This is a genomic window from Ochrobactrum sp. AN78, assembly GCF_029909885.1.
Classification (GTDB): Bacteria; Pseudomonadota; Alphaproteobacteria; order Rhizobiales; family Rhizobiaceae; genus Brucella; species Brucella quorumnocens.
Map to the genome: position 1 here is coordinate 1 of NZ_JASAMU010000014.1, position 14,882 is coordinate 14,882.

Below are 14,882 nucleotides of genomic sequence, written 5' to 3' on the forward strand. Positions count from 1 at the left end.
GACTAAAAGTCAGATACTCGGATGAAATCTAGCAGGGGTCAAAATTGAATAAGTATTCGCCCGCTAGTGGGGTCAATATTCCACGCCGAAACACAGCCAATGAAGACAGAGAAGCAGCGGACACGCCTTTGAGGCTTTTAAAACAAGCTTTTGGCTCAATACGATTGAGGCCGATGCTCATAAATCTCTCGCGCTCTACGAGAACAGACATGATGCAGGATGTAACGTCTTGTCCGCTACTGCGATCAATGTAGCTGGTGGTGCCATTGAACAGGATCTGTTCAATGTTGTGAGCTTCGTCGGCTTCAAACAACTCGTGAATAGTTCGCAGGCAAATTTGATAACAAACGAGATCAAAGTTTGCCTTCTTCTCACGATCGGAGATGTGCGTTTCTTTCATCTCACCAGTGCTTGAGACAAACCGGACCTGCTTTAATGTCGGCATTTGGTCGGGGGAAGGGAGTGAATATTCAAGCAGGAGAACTTTTCCTTCCGCTTGATATTCCATCTGGAACGACTTTTCGAATAAATCCGCGTAATTCGAGCGTTCTAATACGAGCGATGCGTGCTCGATAACAGAATCCGGTTCGCCAGCAATTACCCCTGCTGCGAGTGCGTCGACCTTCGCATTGTGACTGGCCTGCTCCGCCTTGAATGTTGCTTCTAGTTTTGTCTCTGTGGCTTCAAAGGCTGATTGTGTTGCTTCCCAATTTTTCACTGCTACTTGATGTTGAACGTCATTCTCGGCGACACGCGCTTGCCAACGATCTAACGCTGATCGGTTGGTTTCGTTTACCGCCGCAATCTTTTTCTTTGCTTGGCCGAAAATGCGATCCCAAATCGAAATCACAGGCTGTCTTTCAACCGGTCGATCGATCAAGGATTGTCGGGGTGCGGGATCGGTGAAGCGCTTTCTTGGATATGCGCCCTTTTTCTTAAGTGCTTCCCAATCCACACGGTCATCGACCTTCAGCGTATGCGCTAGAATGGAGCTGAGCTGATCAAGACTGTTCTGCGCGTCAATTGTGGCTGCGTCTGCGGCGTCTTTACCGGCTAGAACCTGAGATTTAGCCAAGTTTATATCGTATTTCTTATCCCATGATGCGATAAGCGCATCCACTTTTCCTTGAAGCAGATAGAGCTCTGGAGCACTTAAATCTTTATGTGTGCTGAGCCCATCGTGCCAGAAGTCGATAAAGTATCTTAGTATTCGAGAGCCATCCGCGCTGTATTTTGCTTGAAGTTTGCCTGCTCTGATCGATTTCAAGTGGCGCGAATTTACAGTGATATTCGACATTTCTAGCCCCGATGATTTGCCCGGGAACATCAAAGCTGAGTCGCTACTTTAAGTCGAGCTTGTTCGCGGTGTTATATGATTGAGAGGACACATGGGACGCATGGCAAAAGCCATTAATCTTTCCACTCGATCTGGATTTCTCCGTCGAGCGCGCGGACCGCTTTTCCTACTGCTTGGATGCTTGGTTTGTTGCGCCGCCAACCCATGCTCTGGAAATATTTCTTGGTTCTACTAGCTCGATCCAAGTCAGCCATGGACCAGCGAATTTCAAAACACTTTGCTCGAAGCTGGTCCAACACATTGAAACCCGTCAATTTATAAGGTTTTCGTTGACGTCGAAAGCCGTGATACCGCGCAACCTGTTGTATGTTCGTCCATGAAGAGTATGAGAAAACGGCAGAAATCTCCTTTGCGTCGGCGGTCGGATATAGCTTGCGCAACTGAGAAATTTCTTTAGCCGTCCAAGAATGAATTTGGCGTGAACTTACTTTTTTTCGGCACTGACTTTGAATGGCGCAGCGGGTCCGATGCGGAAGTAACGCGCATAGGCGATCAATATCGTTTCTGTGCTCACGCAAAAGGCTGATCTCGTCTTCAGTCCACAGCTTTATACCAGAATCATTGAACCCGTTCTTTTGCATGCGTTTTTGAGTTAATTCTGCCAATTTGGCGTAGTGATTGAAGCGTTTCAAAGGCATTTGGTATATTGATGTGAACTACTCCCTGTTTGCCAGCTGTTTGAATTGAGTATCCAAACGATTCACACTCTTCCACAAGCTCTCGGCAATATCGTGGAAAAAGATTGCTGCTCCATGTCGAGGCGCGGCGGGTGGTCAAGAGGTGTGTCCAGGTTTGGGTAGACCTAATGTGCTCAGATGTGAGCAGATTTGCGCGCATCTCTTGCCATGTCGTCCCGCGATTGGAATTTGCGCCATGGTGGCGCAAAGGGGTTATTCTTGTTTTGGCAAAAAGGTGTTGGCCGCTGTAGTTGGGTGAATATGGTTGAAGCTCTTATCAATCTTCAACTCCGCCTTTTATAACTGTGAAAGGAAAAGCAGGGTTTGGATCAGACAGGTCTATTGATCGAAATCTATCTAAAGTGTCTATCGCTGCACCCAAGAGAGTCGCCGTTGGTTTATCTGAACCTTCCATGATTTCTCTGAAGCTTTTTATGCTCGCTTCTAGACCTTTGTCCCACGCCATCCGAAATTGTTCACTCTCGGCGAGAAACATTATCATTTGATAGGTAATCAGTTTTTCAAAGGCGACTGACTTGCCTTCGAGAGCGCATAAGCGATCATTCAAGGAATTAAGAACTTCACCGATCTCGGCCACTCAAACCTCCATTAGCGGATCGCTACCGTGCGACTCACATTTCTGCATGCTACTAGCTTAAGGCATTGCTACAGCACCAGTGTATCGGGAGGCAAACTTGGGAAAGCCACGGCTATTTCAAGTTGTTGTTTTTAAACGATCCGCTCCTAGCAAATGCTAAGTTTTTGCCATGGCAAAATGAAACTATCTCGCGATTTCACGCAACATGAGCGCGACATGGTGCCTGTCACGTGACGTTATGCGTAACGATTTGTAACGCATCCGAAACGTTTCACGGTCTGAAAAGCGTCTTACTCAGACGGTTTAAGACATTGATTGTTCTTTGATTGCAGTGGGAACGGGCAGGGCGCATGTTGCGTTTCATGTCGCGTCTACGAGCCGCGACTCATTCTAACCTATTGATAATGCTTATGAGTAGTTCGCAACACGTTGCAACATGGATTTAAGAAAGTGCAGCGCCAACTAAACGATCAAGCTATTGAAAACATTGAGAATTTAGTGGTGCCCCCAGAGAGACTCGAACTCCCGACCCCCTGATTACAAATCAGGTGCTCTACCAACTGAGCTATAAGGGCACTGGCGTCGAATTAGCATATTTCCAGCGCGTGTAAAGCGAAAATTCACATTAAGTGGGTGATGGTAAGCAAGTTTTGCATATGATAGCCATCTAACTGTGGAAACTGCACGAGTGGATTGAATTTGACGTTTGAATCCCGGCTGACATTCACGCTGTTTCAGACGTCAAATTCGATAAATTCACTCGATTCATAAAGTTACTCGCGGTCTTTTGATTCCGACATTTGCTCAATGCCTATATTCAAGGGATGCGAATATCGGAATGGGACCACGAGCTAGCGCATTGGAATGGATGATATGGACGATAAATCCTTGGCGCTTCACTTCCTCTCGTCGGGAACAGAGGAATCACTTGCGGCTCAGAAAGAGCTCGTGAAGCGTTACGGCCATGTTGCCGCCGAAGATGCGGATACAGTCGTTGCTCTCGGCGGTGACGGCACTATGCTGCAGGCTTTGCGCGATTTTATGAACAGCGGCATACCGATTTACGGTATGAACCGTGGCTCGGTCGGGTTCCTCATGAATGAATTCAGCGTGGAAGATTTGCCTGCGCGCATTTATGCGGCGCAGAAAGAAACAATCCGTCCGCTGGAGATGATTGCCGAAACCGCAAATGCTGCGCCGTTCAAGGCGCTTGCGATCAATGAAGTCTCGCTTTTCAGGCAGTCCTACCAGGCAGCCAAGGTTCGCATTACCATTGACGGCAAGGTACGGCTCGAGGAACTGGTCTGTGATGGCGTCATGGTAGCGACGCCTGCAGGTTCCACCGCCTATAATCTGTCTGCACAGGGGCCCATTTTGCCGCTTGAGGCCCCACTGCTGGCTCTGACGCCTGTGAGTCCGTTTCGCCCAAGACGTTGGGGCGGGGCCCTTTTACCAAAGCATGTAACTGTACGAATGGATTTGCTGGAAACAGAAAAGCGGCCAGTCAATGCGGTTGCTGACAATAACGAAGTCAAGTCGGTAAGGTCAGTCACAGTCCGCGAAGACCCCGATAGCCAGGTTGCCATCTTATTTGATCAAAATCATTCTTGGGATGAGCGAATTCTAACAGAACAATTTAGACATTAGTTGGCTATGATTTTAGTAAAATACCGCATTAGTTTTGAGTGAAACACAATAAAATACAAATAAATAAGCATTTTTATATTCTGACGCGGTATTTTAGTTGACTTTTGCACGCTACGGACGTAGGCGATGCTGCACGAAGACGCTTATTGCGTTGCAGACGCCTTTTCTGCCTTGGTTCCTGCGCCGATTGACGCGGCTGCAATGACAGGATGGGTGGAATTCATTTCCAAAAAGAGAGCTGCGCCTCCATTGACGACATTTGCCGAACTCGGTCTTTCCCCGAAAGTGCTCGCTGCTGTTGAAGCTGCGGGATACACCGCGCCTACACCAATTCAGGCTGGTGCTATTCCACCTGCACTGGAGCGTCGAGATGTCCTTGGCATCGCTCAGACAGGCACGGGTAAGACTGCGTCTTTCGTTTTGCCGATGCTCCATCTTCTTGAAAAGGGCCGGGCGCGTGCTCGTATGCCGCGCACGCTCATTCTTGAGCCGACGCGCGAACTTGCTGCACAGGTTGAAGAAAATTTCGTAAAGTATGGCGTTAATCAGCGTCTTAACGTTGCACTGCTGATCGGTGGCGTTTCGTTCGATGAGCAGGAACGCAAGCTCGAACGCGGCGCAGATGTGCTTATCGCGACGCCTGGTCGTCTTCTAGATCATTTCGAACGCGGTAAACTTCTACTGACCGGTGTTGAAATTCTCGTTATCGATGAAGCCGATCGCATGCTCGACATGGGGTTCATCCCCGATATCGAGCGTATCTGCAAGCTGATCCCGTTCACGCGTCAGACGCTGTTCTTCTCGGCGACAATGCCGCCGGAAATCACCAAGCTGACCGAACAGTTTTTGCATTCGCCGACACGTATTGAAGTCGCGAAAGCATCCTCGACCGCAAAGACAGTCACACAGTGTCTGGTAAAGTCGGGTAAAAAGGATTGGGACAAGCGCGCTGTGCTGCGCGATCTCATCCGTGCTGAAGGTGATACGCTCAAGAATGCGATCATTTTCTGCAACCGCAAGAAGGACGTATCCGAGCTTTTCCGCTCGTTGGTGCGTCATGAATTTGATGCTGGCGCATTGCACGGCGATATGGACCAGCGCGCACGCATGGCGATGCTTGCCAATTTCAAAGATGGCAAGCTGCGGCTTCTGGTTGCTTCCGATGTAGCAGCGCGCGGCCTCGATATTCCTGATGTCAGCCACGTGTTCAACTACGACATTCCGATCCATTCGGAAGACTATGTGCACCGCATCGGTCGCACAGGTCGCGCTGGACGTTCCGGTAAGGCGTTCACGCTCGTTACGCCGTCTGACACGAAATATCTGACGGCAATCGAATCCATGATTGGTGAAAAGATTGAATGGCTCGATGGCGATCTTTCAACCTTGCCAGCGTCTGACGAATCTGAAGATACGGCACGTAAGGGCAAAAATGCTCGAGGCAAAGGTAAAGATGCCAAGGGTAGATCGAAAGATAAGCAGAAGGTCGAGACACTTGTGATTGTTCAGGCAGATGAGCCGCAGCCGGTAATCAACGAGATCAAAGAGCGTCGTGATGCGATCCGCACGTCAAATGACGAGCGTCGTAACAAGCCTCAGCACGACAACCACAAGCGTCGCCGTGATCGCGACGATGATGATGGTCCGGTGCCAGTTGGTTTCGGTAATGACATTCCAGCCTTCATGCTGATCCCGACTGGGGTTTGAATTTAGGTTGTTGCAAATTGAAAACGCCGGTCTGATTGAAACAGGCCGGCGTTTTATATTGAATGCGGATAGTTAGAGCGCATCACGAAAATGTGAGGCACTTATTCGGAATAATATGCACGTAAAAACAAGGAGATAGAGCATTTCCAATGATTCAATTTGAACTGGAAACGCTCTAGAGCGTGTCGCGTTTAATTGCACCCATGATGCTCGCTCTACATTCCTTTAATTGTCGCATGTTCGCGAACGTTAAATGAATCCATTTAACTGCGACATGCTTTAGGTAAGAACGAATTTTTAGAGCGATTTCTGTGACTTCGCTTTAGCGGGAGCAGTCCTAAGACTTGCTGCAAAGGCCAGTCGCGCCCAATCAGCCATGATTTCAGGGTCGTCGTAAGCCTCGTCTGGTACACTCCAATAAGGCATGGCGACAGGCTTGCCACTCTTCCGACTATCGTAAGCCCATTGTCTGGACCCAGCTTCGATGAAGGCAGCGGCCGTCTGGGAATCGGCTTTCAACAACAGCTCGTCCTGAACAACGAGCGCTATAATCAATCCCTGATGGTAGATACCTTTGCCGCCGAACATGCGACGAATGCTGATCGCTCCTAAGCCTTCAAACAAGTCACGTAAGGATTGATCATCCATTTGGAACGCCGGGTATTTAAGCTGCTCCCTGCATCTGGCGCAGGCTTTCTGAGGACGCTGCAGTCAGCTCAACAGATTCACCGCAACCACAAGCCGATGTCTGATTTGGATTGTTGAATACGAATCCAGTGCGTAGCGTGGTGACTTCGAAATCCATCTGTGTGCCAAGCAGGAATAGCACAGCTTCAGGTGCGATATAAACTTTTGCCCCATCTTTTTCGACGGAATCATCACCGGCTTTCGGCTCAGTGACGAGGTCAATCGTATATTCCATGCCAGCGCAGCCGCCTTTTTTGACGCCGACGCGAATGCCAAGCGCACCGTCACGCGACGCCATGATTTCACTAACGCGAGCTGCTGCTGCATCGGTAAGCGTCAAGACTGAGAAACGGCCCATTTTTCATCTCTTCCGGTGTTATGCTGGTCTGCAGCTGGAGAATCATCCAGTTTGTTCGAAGCAATATGCTTTTCTGCGGGATTGCCACGTTTTTACTATAGTTAGTGTTGTAACATCATTACTGCAAGACACCAAATCGGGAGCACAGCCACAACGAGCGTGCACACCTCGGTGCGCTGCAAACAAAGAATTGCTGGAAGAGGAGAAGCGAATGTCGATTGAGCGCATGAAGCCTTTGATACTTGCTGGGGTCGCTGGCGTGTTCAGCACCATTGTTTTGATGTCCGGTGTCTTGACGTCTGGCGCGCAAGCCCAGGAAGCGCCCAAGAAAGTCGCTCCGGCCCAAGCCCAAACTCAGAAGCAGGAAAAGCCCGTCGAGGAAACCAAACCGTCTGAGCAGACTCAGGATGCCAGTGACGGCATAACGGTTCCTGATTACCGTGATGACCGCTCGACCCCTCAGGCGCTGATGGAATCCTATTACAATGCGATCAATCGCAAGGAATATTCTCGCGCTTACAGCTATTATTCGGAAGAGGGGCGGGAGCCTGATTTCAAGACATTTGCCAAAGGTTACGAAGGCACAAAAAGCGTAAAGGTTGCGGTTCGGAAGATTGATCCCGATCCGGGGGCGGGGCAGATTTACTGGAGCCTTCCGATAGCAATCGAATCTGAGGGTGACGATGGCAAAAAGGAAGTATTTACAGGCTGTTATACGATCCGTCTCACCAATCCTGGTATGCAGGAAGAGCCACCTTACAAGCCGATGCAGATCATGACGGGCTCGTTGACGAAATCGCCGTTGGCCATCGAAAAGAGCGTGCCGGAAAACTGCGAGGCCCCGTAACGAAAATTCACGCTTGACCTTGCCACGATGGGAAGCTGCACAGTGGTGTCAGTTAAAGCATTTAAATCAAAAGTGTGAAGCGATTTTCCTCTGAGGTAGATACTTTAAAACAACCGGATAGAGCGTTTCGGGTATCCAATCCCAACTGGACCGCTTAAGAGCAAGGAGTGAGTTGAATGGTGACTTTTTCTGTACCGAAGATGAAATGCGGTGGTTGCGCCGATAGTGTCACTGGCGCTCTACGTAAGCTTGACGAAAAGGCCACTGTTAAGATCGATCTCGATAAGAAAGAGGTCGAGTTTGATGGCAACGCATCGCAGGATGAAGCGCTTCATGCCTTGTCTGCTGCGGGTTATCCCGCGACGATTGCGCAATAATGTGATCGCTATTCTGCGCGTTGTGATGGCGCGCCGCTTGCAAGATATCGATCCAAAGCATAATTGCCGGGCTGAAACGCCCGGCATTTTTGTGGGCTGGTTCATAAGATTGCAGATCGCAGTGACAAAGTGCGGCGCTTACATCTGCAAATCTTGTGTTTGGCAAATTTTGTGTCTGATTGACTGGGAGACCGATTTTTGCCACACCAGCGGCAAATCTCGTTTATGGTGCTCCATAACGATAGTGAACCGCGATTGTCACGGATTTGCCGTATGGTCCGGGCTCTGTTCGAAATGGGTGCCAAAAGGCATAATCATCGCGTGATCGCGATAAAGAAGGATGTAGGGCATGGCTATGGCAGCCGATTTCCAGGATCTTCGCACGAAGATGGTCGATAACCAGATCCGTACCACGGATGTAACGGACCTCAGGGTCATCGACGCTTTTCTGACTGTTCCACGCGAAGCTTTTGTTCCGGCAAACCGTCAGGTGCTTGCTTATATCGACGAAGATCAGCTTCTTGAAAGCGAAGGCACTGCGCCACGTTATCTCATGGAACCGTCACCTTTTGCGAAGCTCGTGCAGCTTGCGAAAGTTAACAAGGACGACGTCGTTCTCGATGTCGGTTGCGGCACTGGTTATTCGTCTGCAATCTTTTCTGAGTTGGCTGGATCGGTCATTGGCCTTGAAAGTGATTCCGCACTGGCGGCCGTTGCGACGGCTCGTTTGCAGGAACTTGGCCATGACAATGTTGTGATCGTTTCAGGCGATTTGAATGCAGGCTATCCATCGGAAGCGCCTTACGATGTGATTTTCATCGAGGGTGCAGTTGATTTTGTGCCGGAAGTACTTTTCAATCAGCTTAAAGAAGGCGGCCGTCTGGTTGTCGTCGAAGGGCGTGGAAATGCCGGAATTGCGCGACTTTACGTGAAAGAAAACGGTGTTGCTTCGGGACGCAGCGTTTTCAATACAGCAGTTCGTCCGCTTCCTGGTTTTGAGCGTATTGAGCAGTTCGAGTTTTAATCCAGCGCGTGGGGCAATTCTGCAACGATGCGGAAATTGTTTGTGAAAGCACTGGCGGGAAAGATGGAAATAGCGGAATTTACACGTTATTAAGTCTTCCCGAACCGATCGGTTCGATTATAGATTCGTTTGTTCTGATATGAGGTATACGGTGTTCAAAGCGTGCAAAGGACTTATGGCGGCGGCAATACTCCTGTCTGGCACCGTTTTATCGGGACAGGCCGCTTTGTCAGAGACGCTGAATGGCGCTCTCATGAAAGCCTATAAGAACAACGCGACCCTGAACTCTTCCAGAGCAGGCGTGCGTATCGAGGACGAGAATGTCGCGATTGCGAAATCCGGCTACCGTCCGCAGGTGACAGGTTCGTATAATATCGGTCGCGGAAAGACGCCGACAGCCGGCACGCGCACGACAGGTACCTACGGTATTGAGTTGAACCAGATGCTGTTCGATGGTTTTCAGACCAAGAACAACGTTGCCGCAGCTGAAACCAGTGTGTTTGCGCAGCGCGAAAATCTCCGCAACGACGAACAGAATACACTTCTGGAAGCCGTTCAGGCTTATATGAGTGTGTATCAGCTTCGTCAGATCGCAGCGCTTCGCGAAAAGAATCTCGCTGCTATGAACGAGCAGGTCCGCGCTTCGCGTGCGCGCCTAGATGTTGGTGAAGGCACACGTACCGATGTTGCTCAGTCAGAATCGCAGCGCTCGACCGCCATCGCGGAGCTCAATTCTGCCCGCGCAGACGTGAAGACAGCCGAAGCGACTTATGTTCAGGTTGTTGGTTCACAGCCCGACCGTCTTGCTGCAGCACCTGCTGCCAAGAACCTTCCGCGCACGCCAGATGCTGCCTATGCAAATGCTGTTACTGTGCATCCGGGTATTCTGGCTACCCAGTATGCAGTTAACGCGCAGGGCTACAACGTCAAGGCCAAGGAAGGTGCTTTGCTGCCGACTGTTGGTTTGACTGCAAGTGCAAGCCACCTCGACACCTATGCTGGCACCAATGCTGGTGATGGCAACTCCGCATCGGTTGGCGTCGGTGTAAGCATTCCGATCTATACCGGCGGCCGTACTTCAGCGCAGATACGTCAGGCTAAGGAACAACTCGGCCAGGCACGTATCGAAGTTGATATCATTCAAGACAGGGTTCGTCAGGCGATCAGCTCTGCCTGGTCTCAACTCGAAGCAGCTCGTGCATCCGTCAAGGCAAACCGCGATGGCATCGCGGCAGCTCAGCTGGCTCTTGATGGCGTTATTGAAGAACGCAAGGTCGGACAGCGCACCACGCTCGACGTGTTGAATGCACAGAATGAACTGGTGAAGGTTCAAATCGCGCTTGTTCAGGCTGAGCATGACTCGATTGTTGCAAGCTATGCGCTTCTGAATGCAAGCGGTCGTATGACGGCACAGGACATGCAGTTGCAGGTCGCTCAGTATAAGCCTGAAGAGCACTACAATGCTGTAAAGGACAAGTGGTTCGGCCTACGTACACCAGATGGCCGGTAAACCTTAAAAATATGAGTTACTGAAACGGCGCCGTTGGCGCCGTTTTTGTTTGATTCGTCGTGGGAACTGCAATTCTTAACAAAATGATAAAGCTGTGGGTTCGGATTGCATGTGTCTGTGGAGGGATTCTCAAACCGACCAAGGTCCGGTACCCTTAATCCAATGATTCTCTGCCTGTGTGAGTAATTGGCAATAAGGGAAAGACGGACAGCAATGGCACAAACATCCAGCGCAGCACGCGAACCGTCAATGGAAGAGATTCTCGCTTCCATTCGCCGGATTATCGAAGATAGCGATGTTTCGCGTCATCCGATGCCTGCCGCGTCCGCTTTTCCGTCGCGGGGAGAAGTCGCCAAGTTTCGTAAGCCTGTTACTGCTCAGGAATCTCAGCCTGAAGCAGCAGATAAACCAGCTCTCAAGAGCGATGCGTTCTTAGATGACACCGTTTTGCGTGGTCCACTTTCAGAAACCCCGTCTGCAGTAACTATTGCAGATGAAATTCCTGATGCGGATGAGGAAGAAGACGATTTCGTTCTCGACGCACAAAATGATGATCATCGCGGCGAAGTTGTTGAACCAGTAGCCGAAGTTGACACTGCTCCCTCGTTGGAAGCCAAGATTGCCGTTGAGCTTGACACTGCACAACCTGATGAGACTTCGGAGCCGGAAGTTGAAGCAACGCCCGCTGCTGAAGCTCAACCCGCTGACTTGAAAGTGCAGGGCTCAGCACATATTTTGTCAGAGGGCACCGAACGGAAAGTGGCTGCTGCATTTCAGGATCTGAACCACGCTGTTCACTCGGAACCGCGTCGTTCTTTCGATGAAATCGCTTCTGACCTTTTGCGCCCGATGCTGCAGAGCTGGCTTGATGATAATCTGCCGCCTCTTGTTGAACGACTCGTTCGCGAAGAAATCGAACGTGTGGTGCGAGGCGAACGCTAAGTATCTAAAGCATTTCCAGCAAAAGTGCGAAGCGGTTTTGCGTAGGATAATGCTAATGATAATTGGTAAATCGGTTCCAGTGATTCAATCCTGACTGGAGCTGGTTTAACGCCAGATTGAACTTCTTGACCCGTCTGTCTCCCAGGCGGGTTTTCACTTTTAGGATGATTTGTCGGCTGTTAGTTGCTATTGAGCCGTCAATCAATTCATTCCGCATAAAGACCGGACGTTTCCATGCTTGAGAAGACTTATGACGCCGCGGCTGTAGAGCCGAAAATCGCTGAACGCTGGGAAGAAGCCGGCGCGTTCAAGGCGGGTGCAGGCTCAAAGCCTGGCGCTGATCCCTTTGCTGTTGTCATTCCTCCGCCGAATGTGACCGGTTCGCTGCACATGGGTCACGCGCTTAATAATACGATTCAGGACATCATGGTCCGTTTCGAGCGCATGCGCGGCAAGAATGTTCTCTGGCAACCGGGTTTGGACCATGCGGGCATTGCCACGCAGATGGTTGTTGAGCGTCAGCTTGCTGAACGCCAGGAGCCAACGCGTCATATCATGGGCCGCGAGAAGTTTATTGAGCGCATCTGGCAATGGAAGTCTGAATCAGGCGGGATGATCTCCAATCAGCTCCGTCGTCTCGGCGCATCATGCGATTGGTCACGTGAACGTTTCACGATGGACGAAGGTCTGTCGCGGGCCGTTCTCGAAGTCTTCGTCTCGCTTTACAAGCAGGGACTGATGTACCGCGACAAGCGTCTCGTGAACTGGGACCCGAAGCTTCTCACCGCGATTTCCGACATTGAAGTCGAATCACGTGAGATTAAGGGCAATCTCTGGCATCTGCGCTATCCGCTGGAAAACATTCCGTTCGATCCAGAAAACCCGCATACCTTCATCGTTGTTGCAACGACACGTCCTGAAACCATGCTTGGTGATACGGGTGTTGCTGTTAACCCGAAGGACGAGCGCTATCACGCGTCGGTCGGCAACAACATCGTTCTTCCGCTCGTTGGACGCCGCATACCGATTGTCGCGGACGATTATGCTGACCCGGAAGCCGGTTCCGGTGCTGTGAAGATCACACCTGCGCACGACTTCAACGACTTTGAAGTTGGCAAGCGCAACGATCTTCGCGCAATCAATATTCTGACGCCGTCGGCAGCGATTACGCTCAAGGACAACGTTGATTTCCTCGAAGGTCTGGAACTGACACCTGATCTGATAGCGCTTATCAAAGAGTTCGAAGGTCTGGATCGTTTTGCTGCACGCAAGCGCCTCGTCGAAATGCTTGACGAGCAGGGTTATCTGGAAAAGATCGAGGATCACACCCACGCTGTCCCGCACGGCGATCGCGGTGGTGTGCCAATCGAGCCATATCTGACTGACCAGTGGTATGTGAACGCAGCCCAACTCGCAAAGCCAGCCATGGCTGCGGTTCGTGATGGACGCACACAGATCGTGCCGAAGAATTGGGAAAAGACCTACTTCGACTGGATGGAAAACATTCAGCCATGGTGTGTTTCCCGTCAGCTGTGGTGGGGACATCAGATCCCTGCATGGTACGGCCCGGATGGTCATTGTTTCGTTGAAAAAAGCGAAGAGGAAGCGAAAGCTGCCGCACACGCTCACTACGGCGAAGAGGTCGCTCTGGAACGTGACACCGATGTTCTGGATACGTGGTTCTCATCGGGCCTGTGGCCGTTCTCAACGCTGGGCTGGCCAGACAAGACGCCGGAACTTGGCATCTATTATCCGACGAGTGTTCTGGTAACGGGTTTCGACATTCTGTTCTTCTGGGTTGCCCGGATGATGATGATGGGTATGCATTTCATGGAAGAAATTCCGTTCCATACGGTTTATCTCCATGCACTCGTGCGCGACAAGCACGGCGCGAAGATGTCGAAATCCAAAGGCAATGTCATCGATCCGCTTGAGCTGATGGACGAGTATGGCGCGGATGCTCTGCGCTTCACGCTTGCCATCATGGCCGCACAGGGCCGCGATGTTAAGCTCGACCCGGCGCGTATTGCTGGCTATCGCAATTTCGGTACGAAGCTTTGGAATGCGACACGTTTTGCTCAGATGAACGGCGTGAAGCTTGATCCAAACTTCAAGCCTGATGATGCAAAGCTTGCTGTCAATCGCTGGATTCTGACGGAACTGACCAAGGCGGCGCGCGCTGTCACGGAAGGCATTGCGAACTATCGCTTCAATGAAGCGGCAAGCGCGGCATATCGTTTTGTCTGGAACCAGTTCTGTGATTGGTATCTGGAACTGCTCAAGCCAATCTTCATGGGCGACGATGAGCTTGCTAAGGCTGAAGCGCAGGCAACCGCTGCTTACTGCCTGGATGAGATCTACAAGATCCTGCACCCGTTCATGCCATTCATGACCGAAGAGCTCTGGACCTTGACCGCAGGTGAAGGTGCAAAGCGCGATACGGTTCTCGCTTTGGCGCAATGGCCTGAATTGTCATTTGAAGATGAAGAATCAGCTGCTGACATCAATTGGCTGGTTGATCTTGTCATGGGCATTCGCTCTGTTCGTGCGGAGATGAACGTGCCTGCTGGTGCTGTGGCTCCGATCGTGGTGCTTGAGGCAAATGCTGCAACTATCGACCGCTTTGCGCGTCATGATGCTGCAATCAAGCGTCTGGCACGTGTGGAATCAGTTTCCTTTGAAGAGGAAGCGTCAAAGGGTTCAGCGCAGCTGGTGCACGGCGAAGCTACCATTTGCCTGCCTTTGGGCAGCCTGATTGACCTGAAGGCCGAAGCCGCCCGTATGGCCAAGGAAGCAGGCAAGATCGCTGCTGAGATGGAGAAGATCGAAAAGAAGCTCTCGAACGAAAAGTTCGTAGCGAACGCAAAGGAAGAGGTCGTTCAGGCGGAACGTGAGCGTTTGGCAGAACTCAAAGATGCGGCGGCACGCGTGGCGACCGCAGAAGCGCGTATCCGCGAAGCAGGCTGATTTCGTCCGTTCAGATCTGCCTCATTTCGAATCATTAGTCCGGCAGCTTCTAGTTGCCGGGCTTTTGCTTTCAAAGAGGCTGTAATTTTAGCCTTTCAAGGCGTTCTAAAGTTCATCGAACCGCCGTTTCGATTGTTTTTCAGCTCTGTTGCGCTTTAGCAACAAGGCTCGAATTGGGCTAAAA

13 protein-coding genes and 1 tRNA gene are annotated in these 14,882 nt (G+C 50.8%); 8 read left to right on the plus strand and 6 right to left on the minus strand.

The annotated features are described in order from the left end of the window. Positions 1-28 precede the first annotated feature (28 nt). The 4 genes from QBD00_RS20130 to QBD00_RS20145 all read right to left on the minus strand — a co-directional run bounded on the left by QBD00_RS20130 (position 29) and on the right by QBD00_RS20145 (position 3,207). Complete coding sequence (locus QBD00_RS20130; RefSeq protein ID WP_318580369.1) at positions 29-1,297, minus strand: hypothetical protein; 1,269 nt, start codon at positions 1,295-1,297, stop codon at positions 29-31. 113 nt (positions 1,298-1,410) lie between these two features. Next, complete coding sequence (locus QBD00_RS20135) at positions 1,411-1,995, minus strand: hypothetical protein (RefSeq protein ID WP_318580370.1); 585 nt, start codon at positions 1,993-1,995, stop codon at positions 1,411-1,413. Positions 1,996-2,311: 316 nt separating this feature from the next. After that, a complete protein-coding gene (locus QBD00_RS20140; protein WP_318580371.1) occupies positions 2,312-2,632 on the minus strand; it encodes a hypothetical protein in 321 nt (106 codons plus the stop codon). A gap of 499 nt (positions 2,633-3,131) precedes the next feature. Then, positions 3,132-3,207 (minus strand) — tRNA-Thr (locus QBD00_RS20145). A 298-nt stretch (positions 3,208-3,505) separates the two neighbouring features. On the opposite strand from QBD00_RS20145, the gene QBD00_RS20150 reads away from it, so the two are divergent. Both QBD00_RS20150 and QBD00_RS20155 read left to right on the plus strand, forming a co-directional pair. Further along, positions 3,506-4,279 (plus strand): NAD kinase, encoded by a 774-nt coding sequence (locus tag QBD00_RS20150; protein ID WP_095447888.1) that lies wholly within the window; start codon positions 3,506-3,508, stop codon positions 4,277-4,279. Positions 4,280-4,528: 249 nt separating this feature from the next. Further along, positions 4,529-5,986 (plus strand): DEAD/DEAH box helicase, encoded by a 1,458-nt coding sequence (locus tag QBD00_RS20155; protein WP_318580427.1) that lies wholly within the window; start codon positions 4,529-4,531, stop codon positions 5,984-5,986. A 297-nt stretch (positions 5,987-6,283) separates the two neighbouring features. Here the strand turns inward: QBD00_RS20155 and QBD00_RS20160 are convergent, their stop codons facing one another. Next, positions 6,284-6,634 (minus strand): TfoX/Sxy family protein, encoded by a 351-nt coding sequence (locus QBD00_RS20160; protein WP_095446542.1) that lies wholly within the window; start codon positions 6,632-6,634, stop codon positions 6,284-6,286. A gap of 16 nt (positions 6,635-6,650) precedes the next feature. Further along, the gene (gene sufA, locus QBD00_RS20165) at positions 6,651-7,031 is read right to left on the minus strand and encodes a Fe-S cluster assembly scaffold SufA (RefSeq protein WP_095446543.1); all 381 of its coding nucleotides are present in this window, start codon (positions 7,029-7,031) and stop codon (positions 6,651-6,653) included. 211 nt (positions 7,032-7,242) lie between these two features. On the opposite strand from sufA, the gene QBD00_RS20170 reads away from it, so the two are divergent. From QBD00_RS20170 to QBD00_RS20195, 6 genes are all read left to right on the plus strand, one after another. Next, on the plus strand, positions 7,243-7,878 hold the full coding sequence (locus QBD00_RS20170) for a hypothetical protein (protein ID WP_318580372.1): 636 nt from the start codon (positions 7,243-7,245) through the stop codon (positions 7,876-7,878). Between the two features lie 176 nt (positions 7,879-8,054). After that, positions 8,055-8,255, plus strand: coding sequence for a heavy-metal-associated domain-containing protein (locus QBD00_RS20175; RefSeq protein ID WP_095446545.1), 201 nt, complete (start codon positions 8,055-8,057; stop codon positions 8,253-8,255). 355 nt (positions 8,256-8,610) lie between these two features. Further along, complete coding sequence (locus tag QBD00_RS20180; protein ID WP_095447890.1) at positions 8,611-9,279, plus strand: protein-L-isoaspartate O-methyltransferase family protein; 669 nt, start codon at positions 8,611-8,613, stop codon at positions 9,277-9,279. Between the two features lie 139 nt (positions 9,280-9,418). Continuing rightward, complete coding sequence (locus QBD00_RS20185) at positions 9,419-10,789, plus strand: TolC family outer membrane protein (RefSeq protein WP_151094929.1); 1,371 nt, start codon at positions 9,419-9,421, stop codon at positions 10,787-10,789. A gap of 213 nt (positions 10,790-11,002) precedes the next feature. Continuing rightward, entirely contained in the window at positions 11,003-11,731 is a 729-nt protein-coding gene (locus tag QBD00_RS20190) for a PopZ family protein (RefSeq protein ID WP_318580373.1), read from the plus strand. A 234-nt stretch (positions 11,732-11,965) separates the two neighbouring features. Further along, positions 11,966-14,698 carry a valine--tRNA ligase gene (locus tag QBD00_RS20195; protein ID WP_318580374.1) on the plus strand — a complete coding sequence of 911 codons (2,733 nt, stop codon included), beginning with the start codon at positions 11,966-11,968 and terminating at the stop codon, positions 14,696-14,698. Positions 14,699-14,882 lie beyond the last annotated feature (184 nt).